The sequence below is a fragment of the Streptomyces sp. NBC_01261 genome (genome assembly GCF_036226385.1).
In the GTDB taxonomy this organism is placed as follows: domain Bacteria; phylum Actinomycetota; class Actinomycetes; order Streptomycetales; family Streptomycetaceae; genus Streptomyces.
In genome coordinates, this window is record NZ_CP108463.1 from 11,445,228 (window position 1) to 11,458,057 (window position 12,830).

The 12,830-nt window shown below is 64.9% G+C and carries 9 protein-coding genes and 3 pseudogenes; 8 read left to right on the plus strand and 4 right to left on the minus strand.

Annotation, left to right across the window (positions count from 1 at the left end; genetic code table 11):
* Nucleotides 1-4: 4 nt before the first annotated feature.
* The 3 genes from OG226_RS50830 to OG226_RS50840 all read left to right on the plus strand — a co-directional run bounded on the left by OG226_RS50830 (nt 5) and on the right by OG226_RS50840 (nt 5,786).
* A complete protein-coding gene (locus OG226_RS50830; RefSeq protein ID WP_329353205.1) occupies nt 5-466 on the plus strand; it encodes a hypothetical protein in 462 nt (153 codons plus the stop codon).
* 158 nt (nt 467-624) lie between these two features.
* Nucleotides 625-1,782, plus strand: coding sequence for an ISAs1 family transposase (locus tag OG226_RS50835; RefSeq protein ID WP_443066974.1), 1,158 nt, complete (start codon nt 625-627; stop codon nt 1,780-1,782).
* Complete coding sequence (locus OG226_RS50840; RefSeq protein ID WP_329353207.1) at nt 1,779-5,786, plus strand: golvesin C-terminal-like domain-containing protein; 4,008 nt, start codon at nt 1,779-1,781, stop codon at nt 5,784-5,786. The genes OG226_RS50835 and OG226_RS50840 overlap by 4 nt, the downstream gene beginning before the upstream one ends.
* Nucleotides 5,787-5,847: 61 nt before the next feature.
* On the opposite strand, the gene OG226_RS50845 is transcribed toward OG226_RS50840, so the two are convergent.
* Nucleotides 5,848-6,402 (minus strand): SMI1/KNR4 family protein, encoded by a 555-nt coding sequence (locus OG226_RS50845; RefSeq protein WP_329353209.1) that lies wholly within the window; start codon nt 6,400-6,402, stop codon nt 5,848-5,850.
* Between the two features lie 301 nt (nt 6,403-6,703).
* Between OG226_RS50845 and OG226_RS50850 the strand changes: the two genes are divergently transcribed.
* Entirely contained in the window at nt 6,704-6,907 is a 204-nt protein-coding gene (locus OG226_RS50850) for a hypothetical protein (protein ID WP_329353211.1), read from the plus strand.
* On the opposite strand, the pseudogene OG226_RS50855 reads toward OG226_RS50850, so the two are convergent.
* Nucleotides 6,879-7,497: pseudogene (locus tag OG226_RS50855) on the minus strand (DNA helicase); the annotation flags it as partial. The gene OG226_RS50850 and the pseudogene OG226_RS50855 sit on opposite strands and share 29 nt — an antisense overlap.
* Before the next feature lies 1 nt (nt 7,498).
* On the opposite strand from OG226_RS50855, the pseudogene OG226_RS50860 reads away from it, so the two are divergent.
* Nucleotides 7,499-7,738, plus strand: a pseudogene (locus tag OG226_RS50860) (transposase); the annotation flags it as partial.
* 45 nt (nt 7,739-7,783) lie between these two features.
* Nucleotides 7,784-8,743 (plus strand): annotated as a pseudogene (locus tag OG226_RS50865) (IS630 family transposase); the annotation flags it as partial.
* Nucleotides 8,744-8,773: 30 nt separating this feature from the next.
* Here OG226_RS50865 and OG226_RS50870 read toward each other — a convergent pair.
* Both OG226_RS50870 and OG226_RS50875 read right to left on the minus strand, forming a co-directional pair.
* Nucleotides 8,774-9,163, minus strand: coding sequence for a hypothetical protein (locus tag OG226_RS50870; RefSeq protein WP_328674998.1), 390 nt, complete (start codon nt 9,161-9,163; stop codon nt 8,774-8,776).
* A gap of 243 nt (nt 9,164-9,406) precedes the next feature.
* Nucleotides 9,407-11,710, minus strand: coding sequence for an NACHT domain-containing protein (locus OG226_RS50875; RefSeq protein WP_328674997.1), 2,304 nt, complete (start codon nt 11,708-11,710; stop codon nt 9,407-9,409).
* 190 nt (nt 11,711-11,900) lie between these two features.
* Between OG226_RS50875 and OG226_RS50880 the strand changes: the two genes are divergently transcribed.
* Together OG226_RS50880 and OG226_RS50885 are read left to right on the plus strand one after the other, a co-directional pair.
* Complete coding sequence (locus OG226_RS50880) at nt 11,901-12,029, plus strand: hypothetical protein (protein WP_328674996.1); 129 nt, start codon at nt 11,901-11,903, stop codon at nt 12,027-12,029.
* A gap of 59 nt (nt 12,030-12,088) precedes the next feature.
* Nucleotides 12,089-12,811 (plus strand): FRG domain-containing protein, encoded by a 723-nt coding sequence (locus OG226_RS50885; protein WP_329353212.1) that lies wholly within the window; start codon nt 12,089-12,091, stop codon nt 12,809-12,811.
* The last annotated feature ends 19 nt before the right edge of the window (nt 12,812-12,830 follow it).

The following is a 12,830-nucleotide window of genomic DNA, read 5'->3' on the forward strand; positions in this document are numbered from 1 at the left end:
CATCATGCGCTATCCAACACGGGCAAGAAGGAGGAGACAGTCATCTGCACTGGTTATCACCGCAGCAACCGCGTTGATCGCTTCCACCTTCACCACGAGCACCGCACAAGCAGCGATACCGAACCCGCCGAAGAAGTCGGCGCAGAAGCAGGCCGTCACATCGGAGGAGAAGTCCGCGTCGGCGGTCCCGCTGAAGGATCGTGACACCGTTCTCGGTAAACGCTGGAAGACCTCTGCCGACCGGGCCGTGACGGCGGCAGCCGACAGCGACGGACTGCACCTCCTGGTCGCGGACAGCAAAGACGGCTACGCCTGGAGGACGGCTGCCGTCCTGAGTGAGCCTCAGCTTCCGGCCGACACCTGGATCGGCAACAGCTGTGTCATGGACGACCATCACGCGGCCGTCGTCTACGCTCCACGCACTTTCACCAACAAGCCCGACCTCAGGGCCCTTGAGAAGTTTTGAGGTGGGCGGTTCGCCTGCCGAGCACCGGATGTGACGTCTTGTCAGATCCTGTCGGCAGCGACCCTGGACGCAGAACAGGCATGGATGCTGGTGATCATGTGGGTGTCGAGTCCGTATGACCACCGAGCGAGTCCATGCCTGCGCACCCATCTTCCCGCATGCCGTCATGTCTCCAGCAACTGGGGGACGCCTCCGGGCCTGCCCCGCTGAAAACGGTCGCTGACCTGCGGAATTATCTGGCCACGGTGCCTGACCCACGGGCCCGTCGAGGTATCCGTCACCCATGGACGGCCCTGCTCACCGCTGCGGCCGCCGCCGTTCTGGCCGGCGCTGCCTCGATCACAGCGATCGGCGAGTGGGTCGCCGACGCCCCGCAGCGCGTCCTGGCCCTGCTCGGATTCCGGCCCGATCCGCTGACCGGCCTGATCCGCCCGCCCCATGCCACGACCATCCGCCTCGTCCTGGCCGCCGCGGACGGTGACGCACTGGACCGCGCCATCGGACACTTCCTCCAGGAACGCAAGGCACCAGCCTCGGGACGGAAGATCATCGCCGTCGACGGCAAGACTCTCCGCGGTTCCCGCACCGTGAAACGGCCGGCCGTCGCCCTGATCGCAGCGATGACGCACAGCGGCCAGGTCCTCGCCCAACGACAGATCGACGGGAAGAGCAACGAGATCCCGGCCTTCGCTCCACTCCTGGACAGCATCGATCTGACCGGCGCCGTCATCACCGCCGACGCCCTGCACACCCAGCACGACCACGCCACCTACCTGCACAAACGCGGAGCCCACTACCTCGCCGTGGTGAAAAGGAACCACCCCGCTCTCCACGAGAGCGTCCGGTGCCTGCCCTGGCGCGACGTCCGCCTGGACCACTACGAACGCGGACGGGCCCACCACCGCGACGAGATCCGCCGTCTGAAGACCGCCACGTTCGCCCACCTCGACTACCCCCACGCCCGCCAAGCCCTCCAAGTCGTGCGCCGGAGACGCGATCTGGGCACAGGCAAGCTGACGATCGAACGGATCTACCTGGTCACGAGCCTGCCACCCGGCGCGGCCACGGGCAGCGAACTCGCCACCTGGATCCGTGGCCACTGGCGCATCGAGAACCAGCTCCACCACGTCCGCGACCGCACCTTCCACGAGGACGCCTCCAAGACCCGCACCCGCCGCCTGCCCCGCGTCATGGCCGGCCTGCGCAACCTCGCCATCGGTATCCACCGCCAGGACGGACACACCAACATCGCAGCCGCCCTCCGCCACACCGCCCGTGACCACCAACGGCCCCTCACCGCCCTCGGGCTGGCATGACGAACCCGGACACAAGACCACTTCTCAAAGACCCTGAGCCCGACCTGATGATGGGCGGCGCGTTCACCGCGATCGTGAACCTGGACGACGGAAGCGTCACCAAGCTCCCGTTCACCGCGTCCCTGGCCTACTTCGACCCTACGTGCAGCCCGGCCACGCGCACCGCTGTCTTCACCGCGCTGCGTGACACCAAGACGCGCCTGATCACGGTGGACGGCAAGGGCACCACGGTCGCCGACACCACCGCCGAGGGTGAGATCACCTCGGCCGTCTCCACCAAGGACGGTGTGATCGGTGCCGCCGGAAACCGGCTTGTCCACGTCGACCACAAGGGCAGGACAACCAAGCTCGCCTCCACGAAGCACGCCCCGTACGGCATCCGCGTGACCGACGACGGAACAGTCGGCTACATCGACCGCACCGGCAACACAGAAGCCAACGTGCAGACCTACGCACATGGCAGGAAAGCCACCGTCGCGAGCGGCAAGCTCACCGAGATGAACCTGCGCCAGGGCACCGACGGCACCGTCTACCTCACTGGAAAGGCCAGCCGCAGCAAGGGCTTTGCGGCCAGCGGCATCAAGGCGTTGGCCGTCTCCCCCGACGCGGACCTGTCCACGCGTGGCCGCCTGGCGATCGACCCGGTCGTCTCGCCGGCGGTGCAGTCGGGCATCGCCACCATCAAGGATGCCGGTCGCGGTTTCACCAGTACCGCTACCAAGGAGCCGGCGGCGGAGACGACCGCTGGCCGCACCAGCCATGCCCTGACCATCACCGGGTCGGTACCGGGCACGGGCAAGCACACAAGCCAGAAGGCCGCCGAGCCCGGCACCACCGCGGGCGGCAAGCCGTCGCCGGCGCTGACCGGTTCCTCGAAGCCGCAGATATCGACGATGAGGACGGCGACCACGGCAGACGCGGACCCCAGGGCCAACGACCCCGTGGACACGGACCGTTGGTGTTCCGTGCCCCGCAACGACGTCGCCACCCAGGCTCTTCAGCCGACGCCGAACCAGGTGGAATGGGCGGTGGACATGGCCGTCCAGGGCAAGCTGCGCTCCAACTACCTCACGCAGGGCGGCTGGCGATCCCAGACCGGGATCTCCACCATCGACCCACAGGGCATGTTCCCCAAACCCCCTCTGAACGGTGGTGGAAGCATTCCCGCACAGGTTCAACTGGGCATCCTCGCCCAGGAATCCAATCTGTGGCAGGCCGAATCCGGCTCCATCCCCGGCCAGATGGGCAACCCGCTCGCGGCCGTCGACGGCTTCTACGGACACCAGACCGGGGGCACCCTCAACGACTTCTGGACCATCCGCTGGGACAAGTCCGACTGCGGCTACGGCGTCGGGCAGGTCACCGACGGCATGCGCCTGGCCGGACACGAGAAGGAGGGCGAAACCTCCCGCGACGTCCCCATACAGCGTGCGATCGCCCTCGACTACACCACCAACATCGCCGCCTCGCTCTACATCCTCGCCGACAAGTGGAACGAGGTGCACTCGTCTGGCCAGACGATCGCCGTGAACAACGACGACGCGGCCAAGCCGGAGAACTGGTTCACCGCCGTGTGGAACTACAACCTCGGCTTCAACAAGAAGGCGGATGCGGGCACCAACGGCAACTGGGGGCTCGGCTGGTTCAACAACCCCGCCAACCCCGTCTACCCCGCGTCCCGGCTGGCGTTCATGAACACCGACCTCGACCCACAGGCCAACAAGGACGCCGCTCATCCCCAGAACTGGCCGTACGAGGAGAAAGTGATGGGCTGGGCCGCCTGGTCCCAGGACACAGGCCACTCCTACGCCACCTCCGGCCGGCAGGACTGGCCGGGCGAGTCCGGCTTCTCCTCCGCCGGCTTCTACCCCGCCTCCTGGAACGGCACCGCCGGGAGCGTCATCGACCCGGCCAGCGGAAAGTACCGCCGGGCGCATGTCTCGCCGCCGCTCGACGCATTCTGCAACACCAAGAACAACTGCGACACCGCCAACCCGCCCGACTGCCCCACAGCCGGCTGCTACACCCAGTACTGGTGGCACGAATCGAACACCACCTGGAAGTCCGACTGCTCCGCCAGCTGCGGCATCGAGCACATCAAGTACGTGACGGCGATCAATGAGCCCGGCCGCGGCTACCGCCTGCAGTACGGCACCCCTGTCTGCTCCGGCGCACCCTCGGGCGCGAAGGTCGTCGAGTCCGTCCCCGCAGGCACCAACACCTGGAGCGACTGCGGCACAACTACGACAGACGGCTCGTTCCAGTTCACCTTCTACCCCGACCCGAACGCGACCGGGCCAGGGCTCGGGCAGTACGACGCGAAGGCCGACCTGCACCAGATCGGCGGCGGCTACAACGGCCACTTCTGGTTCACCCACGCACGCGACACCGACCACCTCGGCGGCGACGGCGGACGCATGACCATCCTCGGCGACTGGAAGCTGAACGCCGCCATCTCCGGCAGCCAAGCCAAGGTCTACGTGCACATCCCGGACACCGGCGCGCAGGTCTCCAACACCACCTACAAGGTCATCACACCCTTCGGCGCGGTCACCAAGACCATCAACCAGAACACACAGAACAACAGCTGGGTCTCACTCGGCGCCTACAACTTCGAGAACCAGGCACCGGAAGTACAGCTCACCAACACCACTTCCGACGGCGCCGCCGACAAGGACGTGGCCTACGACGCCGTCGCGTTCGTGCCCGGCGACTACTCCGGCATCCCCTCTGACCTGACCTTCGGCGACCCGGACGTCAACGCTCCGGATCCCACGCCAGTCGAGACACCGGAAACCATCGCGGGTTCGTTCTTCCCCGGGGGCATCTCGCTGAGCGGCAGAGCAAAGGCGTCGTCCGTGTCCATTACGACCTCTCCGAGAAGCAGGACAAAGGCGCTGTCGTCCGTGTCCGCCGGCGAAACCGCGGCGTGCTCGGTCGTAGAGAAATCAATGACGTACATCCGCACCGACGCGTGCATTCACGACGATCTGAATGTCATACACTATGACGATGACGATCCGGATGGTCTGGCAATTTTCGACTACAGGAACGCGATCGACACTGACGTAGACAGCGATACGTTTACGCAGAGAACAACGATTCAGCTGGACTCCATGAGTGGTGTGATGACCGAGGTAAACCTCGACCTCGGTTTCCAATGTCGGGGATATTGCTCCGTCATCAGTTCAACGTGGAGCGGATCTAGCATATGGACATTCGGGGATGCTCACACCGCGACCATAACCACAAAAATAAAATGGACTCCATCGGGAGATCAAAGTAACTCTATCCTCCCCTACTGGACCTTCGACGGTGTCGCAAACGGTACTCCCGCCGACAACCCCACTACCGTCGAGAAGGATGCCCTCAATGTCCGATGCGACGTCGAGGTAAAGAACACTCCTGGATGTGTGTTCAGCTGGTACAAGCCGACGTACACACTCAACGAGAAAAAGTTTCCGGCAGCTGCGGCACACGCATGGCTAGTACAGCATATGCTGCCAGGACACTACGGGCTGAAAGGCCAAGGAGAACCACTGAACTTTCTCTCCGAGGACGTGCTCGCTCCGGGAAAGAATTATTCGATCATCGACTACAATCGTGACGTAGTCATTTGTCCGCAGGCGTGGCTGCGGAACCCGGACACCACATTGTCGCCGGAACTTTCATCCAGCGGTGACGACAAACCGAGCTGTGACGAATTTCCGTTCGCGGCTAGCTGGCAGTCCGCCGGAACTCCGAAGTCGTGGGGAGGGAAGAACCTCAACCCCGTCTCCTCGGGTGACGAGTGCCTAGCCACCTATGCCAAGAGAGACAGTAGCGGCGTATGGCACATGCTGCCCGACCTGCGTTCCCCTCTCCCCACCTGGAATGAGTCCTGCGGCCGATCCAGTATATCCAACAACCAGAATACCCAGTCCATGGCTGCCTTCCCCGGCTTCAGGAAGAAAAACAGAGTTATCGAAGGGGACGAGTACTGGCTGGAAGCCCGTAAACCCTAAAGTTCGAACTATTGACCGGAACGGCTGGGGGTACATGTTCTCCTCCCAGCCGTTCCGGCCTTTAAATCCATGTAATTCGTCCGTCGGCAGCAGTGGCAGCCGCACCGGACAAAGAAAACGCTGAACCTGCCCCATGGCTAATAGCACTGGACAATGCATCCAGAACATGCGCCAGTGAGGGCGCATAAGGGCGCGGATATGAGCCTTCGGCGAAGGAGAGAATGGGAAAACCCTCGCCTTCACTTTTCATTTCAAGGAGGAATCCATAGGGGGCATCCGGCATCTCGATGACCGGAATCCAGGAAGGCTTCCAGTAGTGTTCATCGCCGATATCGGCAGCAATGTGCAGATAATCGGCGCGATGTGCGGCCATCTCCTGGGAGCTGAGAAACGCCTTCCCGAATGGAAAAATATTCGAATCCGGATGATTCACCACCCTGAAGCCGCCTGGAATAGACTCTCTCCGGTTCTTTGCTGTACTCCCGTTGTTCATGCGAAGCCACGTTTCCAGCACGTCAGGAATATCGTCGTCAAAGACGGCTCGCAGCTGAGCTATGTCTTCATCGCCAGCCGGAGGGTTAAGTGCCTCTGCACTCAAAGGCGCATTTTCCTCCATCCAACCCACTATGCTCCACCACGCTTGCCTCACGCGTTCCGCATCGCTTCCAGACGTCCCGTTCACGCCAGCCTCCAGTCCTGAAAAGTGCATGAAGAGAGCGAGCCAGCCACGCCACATGACCGGCCCAGCATTGACCGAACCAGGGTACCGGGTTGGGTAATTCGCTGGAGGGGCAGGGCTCGATCAAGTTTCGTAGGCGTCCGAATTGTTGGTGATGCCCAGGATAGGGAATTCACAGTGGTGCTCGTCGCGGGACGCGAGGAGCTATGCCACCCGCCTGGGGAACTTCATCAAGTGCATGACCACGTTGGCGCCGGGCAGCGGGAGCAGCATGTCGATCGTGTCCACCGGCCGCAGGACTCGGATGTTCCCGACCGCGCACCAGCCGTCCTTCGCGGCACAGGTCGACCTGGACGCCGCGCGCGCCGCAGCGCCCTCCTTCGACAAATTCTGCCGTGCCGTGAAATTCCTCGTCACCGCAGAACGCGAACGGCACGACTGACCTCGCCAGACGGGTGGGTGTTGATCCAGGAGAGGCCGCCGAGGTCGAGGTGTTGTCGGGCGCGGGTGACGGCGACGTAGGCGAGGCGGGCGTCGGTGTCGTTGACGGGTTCGGGGATGGGGCGTCCTTGGCCGTCGTGCTGGTCGGTGTCTTTGGGCGGTGGGAAGTCGTTGCCGATTTGGACGGTGGGCCATTCGCGGCCTCTGGCGGTGTGGGCGGTGGAGACGGTCGCATCGGCGTGGGACTCGTCGGTGAGTTGGTCGACGGCGGTGAGGATGGCGTCGGGCCCGTGGGTGTCGACGAGGTCGACGAAGGGCTGCAGGTCACGCCCGGCGGGATCGTGTGCGGCGTAGTCCTGGACTTCGCCCCAGGAGGGGAAGAGGACGAGTTCGGGGTGGGTGGTGCGGCGGCCGTCTTTGAGGTCGCTGGCTGCGAGGGCCAGCGCGGCGAGCTGCTGTCCGCCTCGGGTGAGGGCGACGCGGTGGCCGGTGGTGAGCAGGCGCATGACTTCGGCCATGGCGCCGATGTTGGTGCGGCACAGCACAGCACAGCACGGCGTCCGGCCGGTCGAGGCTGCCGACTTCGGTCGCGATGGGCGGTGATGACGTCGCCACCGGCGAGGTCATCACCGCCCTGCACCGCCGCCACCGGGCCGTGGAGTTCAAGAAGTTCCTGATCCGTATCGACAAGGAGGTGCCGACGCACCTGCAGGTCCACCTGATCGTCGACAACTACGGCACCCACAAAACACCGGCGATCAGGGCCTGGCTGGCCAGACACCCGCGGTTCGAGCTGCACTTCACCCCGACCGGCTCCTCCTGGATCAACCAGGTCGAGCGCTGGTTCGGCTACCTCGCCCACCAGATGATCCGCCGCGGCGCACACAAGAACATCATCGCCGCCGAACTCGGCGTCTCGCACGGAACGGTGAACCGCTGGCGGTCGAGATTCATCCGCTTGCGGCTGGACGGGCTGACCGATGAGCCGCGCCCCGGCAGGCCGCCCGCGATCCTGCTGGACCAAGTCGAAAACGTGCTCACGGCGACACTGGAGTCCACCCCCGGCAAGGACACCCACTGGTCGCGGGCCTCGATGGCCAAGCACTCCGGACTGTCGAGGTCCACCATCGGACGGATCTGGAAGAAGTTCGACCTCAAGCCCCATCTCCAGGACGCGTTCAAGCTCTCCACCGACCCGCAGTTCATCGCGAAGGTCGTCGATGTCGTCGGCCTGTACTACCATCCGCCGGAGAAAGCGGTGGTGCTCTGCGTGGATGAGAAGAGCCAAATCCAGGCGCTTGACCGGTCCCAGCCGGTGCTCCCGATGATGCCGGGCATGCCCGAGCGGCGCACCCACGACTACTACCGGCACGGCATCACCAGCCTGTTCGCCGCCTTCAACATCGCCGATGGCAGTGTCATATCGGAACTGCACCGTCGCCACAGGGCGATTGAGTTCAAGAAGTTCCTGGTCACGATCGACAAGGCCGTGCCGGCCGGCCTCGACGTCCATCTGGTCTGTGACAACTACGCCACCCACAACACCGCCGAGATCAAGACGTGGCTCGGAAAACACCCCCGCTTCCACGTCCACTTCACCCCCACCGGCTCCTCCTGGATGAACTAGGTCGAGCGGTGGTTCGGCCTGCTGACGGACAAGCTCATCCGCCGCGGCGTACACACCTCTGTGAAGGCCCTGGAGCAAGACATCAAGGCCTGGATCGACGGATGGAACGAGAACCCCAGGCCCTTCACCTGGACCAAGACCGCCGACGAGATCCTCAACTCCCTCGCCGACTACCTCACCAAAATCAACCCGCCGACGATCGAAACCTGACACAGACTTAAGCCCGAGATTTCTGGCGCATCACACTAGCGACAGCGAGACCAGGACGTCCTGCATCTCGAGCGTGTATTCCCCCGTGGTCGACAGGCCCTTCACGTCCATGTAACGAGTGCTGGCCCGAACGTACTTGAGCAGTTGCCGGGTGTACGGGGACAGCCTGCGGCGGATCCACAGATCGAGGGAGTCGGCAGCACGCTTGACCCACCGTCCCCGCAGGTCGCGCACCACCGCGCCAACGAAGGCGGCGCCAGCGACAACCACCTCATAGACCAACAGCACGCAGAAGGCGAGCACGGGATGCTCCCGCAACTGCGCTGACCGGACGACGGCCGTGACGGGAAACCCGACCGACACCAGGACCAGCAGACCCCCCTGCCCCAGCTGGCGCAGCCACGTCGAATCGCCGCCCATGCGCCCCCACCCCCGCACTGCCCGAATGGCGCCAATGATCTCGCCGGGACCGCCCCGGCGCAGCTATTCCCGGAAATCAGCGTCCGGCCTCGAAGCGGCCCCGTGCGCACCCGATTTCTTCGACGAACTCCACAAACGACACAGGCCACCCGTGATGCCCTCGCGGCCATCGCCTCATCAGTCGGTCGTGTCCCACATCCTCGTACTGCGCTGGACGCACCCGACAGAACAAGGCACATCCAGTCAGGTCATGGAGGACTCTTCGGTGCCACTCTCACGGTCTTCGGCTCGCGTGGTCCGCCCGCCGACGGGGTCGTCGTCACGGCCGACGGCGTCCTGCCCGGATGGGGGAGAGCCGTCGAGGAGAGCTTGCAGCAGTAAGTCGTGGTGAAAGACGTATACGGGGCCGACTTGGCGCAGGACACCGCGGCATGCTGCGTCGTCGAGGAAATCCACCACGGGCCAGGGCAGCCGGCCGGTCAGAGCGAAGTACGGTCGCGTCACGAGGCAGAACCTGCCGTAGGCGGTCGACAGCACGGTGGTTGCCAGACGCACCGGGGCGGCGAAAGCGACAACCACCAGTGCCCACTGCGTCCACTGTGCGGAATGGAAGACTGCCATGGCAACGGCGCCGAGGCCGAGTGCGGTCGAGATGAGCGCGATGGCCGTATTCAGCAGAAGGCTGTTCCGTTCTGCAACGAGTGTCTCCGGCGTGCTTGGTACTGCGTCGAGCTTGAGCGGGGCTTCGAGGAACTGCCGCAGCATGTAGGTGCTGGCGATGGCCAGGCCAAGCCCCCATGTGAGCGTTGTGGCCAGCACCAGGATGCCCGTTTGCCCGGTGAAATACGCGGTGGCTTTCACGGGGAAAAGGGACGTTTTGGCGAAGAGGAAGACCACTACGGACGTTTTGAGGATCTTTGAGGTCCGGCCGCGGAACCGTAGTCGGATGTTCGCCGGTGAGGGCAGTGTTTTGTCTCGGAGGGACTGGGCCGCGAGGATCGCAGCAGCCGCGGCGACCACGGGGAGGCTCACGAGCAGCATGTTTGTGCCCGAGTCACCGGTCCAGGAGTACGCGCCCTGCGCGAGTGCCGCTGCGACCAAGCCGGTCAGCAGGTAGAACGTGCCGATAGCCAGCGTGCGGAAGCCGTGCGGGACGGTCGCGTACAACCGCCACCATGCGAGAACGCCGCCTGACCGGTCGTCTGCGGCAAGCCTGGCGAGAGTCCGGACGTACCGACGTGTCGTCTCGCGATCTTCCTGATCCCTGGTGTGCCACTCCCGAGAACTGCGGCGACGCTTCCTCTGCGGCTCGAGTAACTTCTTGGAGTAGACGGTGGGAACGAACTCGTTGAGGAGATAGTGCTTCACTGTGGCGCTGCTGCCCTCAGCGGCGACCTTCAGCAGTTTGGAGGGGGTGGAGCGGTGGACATCGCGTGCGAGCGTGATCATGAGGGGGGTGCGCAGAGCCTCACGGACGGCAGTCGCGGCCGGATTCTCGATATCGGACGGTCCGACGACGGGCGTCCAGTCGGCGTGACTCGATTGCGGCAAGTACCGTGCGAGCTCGCGGCCGTCGACTTCGCTGAGGGTGATTTCCGTGGCGCCGGGCACCGGCCCGACATCCTGCACGGCCCCCGCGTAGCCCTCTGGCGTGCTCGTCATAATCACGGGCCCGTCACTGGGCAACTGCTCGACGGCAGCGGCCCGTAACTTCAGGGGCAGTTCGTCGAGTCCGTCGAGGACCGGCAGGATCCGATCGTGAATCACTAGTTCATGGGCCAGGGTGATGTCCCCGTTCCTCTGCCTTCGCAGCGGCGGGTACCGCTCGGTGAGTGCGTCGGTCAGCCACTGACGCCAGCCGGTGGTCGGTTCTGTCCAGGTGCGCAGCGTGAAAACCACGGGGACCGGGGCGCCAGCCCTGCGATCCTCGATCAGCTTCTGCGCCAGGCGCAGCGATAGGGCGGATTTTCCGCTGCCGGGCTCACCGAGGATGACGAGCCGCCCGGATGGCGTACGGCGGTACATCCCGAGTATGTCGTCTTGGGGTGCATCTTGCCCGCACACAGGGAGAGGGTATGGGCGATTTACCTGCAGCCCGTCCAGTTCATCGCGCAGTTCGGCACGGACGAGTTCGACCCAGTTTGCGATGGCCTGGTCCAGCGGATCAGTCTCGGTTCCGGGGGGTGCGGATGCCCGCGTTCGATCGGAGTGGGCCCTGGCGCGAGTGGGCTGAGCCTCATCCAGCAAGGTCGCCCACTTGCCTCTGTCGAACTCTTCTCCGGACCACTCGCACCACAGCTTGACCACAGCCAACAGCTGGACTTCGCTCTGGGGGGCAGGTGTCGTCGCCGTGGGCCAGTCATCCGCGAGCCACTTGTTGAGGAGGTTGCCCAACGTCTTGACGTTACCCCCGGCGTCCTTGACGGCCTTCTCGGCGATGTCGCGGCGCGTGTACCGCTTTCCCTTCGCGTTCTGCGCAGTCTTGGCCCTCACTTCCAGCGCGCGTAGCGCGTCGTACAGCGCACGGGCCTTGGGTGGCTTCTCCATCCACACCCCCCTGTTTCCCGGTGCCCGCTGCGCCCGGCTGCCCACTGCGGGCGCGACGGGCACCCTCGATGACCAGGAGGGTAGGGAATTTTTGCCCGCCCTGCCCACCCTTTCGGACAACTCCTTCTTCTACCCGGCACGGTCGTGCTGCCCGGCCGCTGGTGCCGGGCGGACACCCAGGAGGGGAACCATGGACAAGCCCACACCGATCACCCGTCGGCTCACCCGTGCCGCGCTCGTCAGCCTCGTCAACGGGGCTGCCTGGGCGGCGGGTTCGGAATGCGTGGCATGCCTGGTGTGGTGGGTGCAGCACCGGTAGCCGCCCGGGGCGGACGGGCCCGGATCCGCTCCGGGCCCGTCCCCGCTAACTTCATGCGCATGGGTGTGGACGAGCGTGTGATGGCGGGAACAGAGCGCGCGGTCATCGACGTCATGCGGCGCGAGGGCATCGGGCGGCGTATGACGGACGGGCAGCTGCTTGCCGTCCTGCAGCACCACGGCATTCCTACCCGGCTCATCGATGTCTCCGAGTCGCCGATGGAGGCGCTGTTCTTCGCGGTCGACCAGCAGCATGGCGTCGACGGACGTCTGTTCATGCTTCACCTGCACTGCGATGCCACACAGCGGGTGGACACGATCGACTTCTCCCAGCAGACGCTGGAGTGGGCGGATGCTACGCACGGATGGCGTCGCGCCAAGGGGGAGTGGACGCAGCAGGTCGCCGTGGTCGACCAGGCGCCGCTCGATCCCCGGATGCGAGCGCAGCGCGGACGGTTTCTCGTCGGAGGCCTCAACCGGCGCTACGGCGGGCAGTCCTACCGGACCGACGGACTCAACGTTCCGGGAGATCAGTATCCCGACATCTCGACCCTGGGCGTCAACTTCCTCAACAGCGTCAAGGGGAAGCCGCACATGAACTGGTCCGCGACGGGCTGGACGCTGCGTGTCAGCTCCGCGTGGGAGCCCGAACTCCTGAAGTGCCTGGCAGGGGAGGGGATCGATCACGACTCCATGTATCCGCCGTTCGGCGAGGTCCGCCGGCTCGGGCTGCAAGCGGCCCGTGACGCGGCAAGGAGTCTCACCGAGGCAACTGCGTCCTGACCCTGCAGCCCGGCCCCGC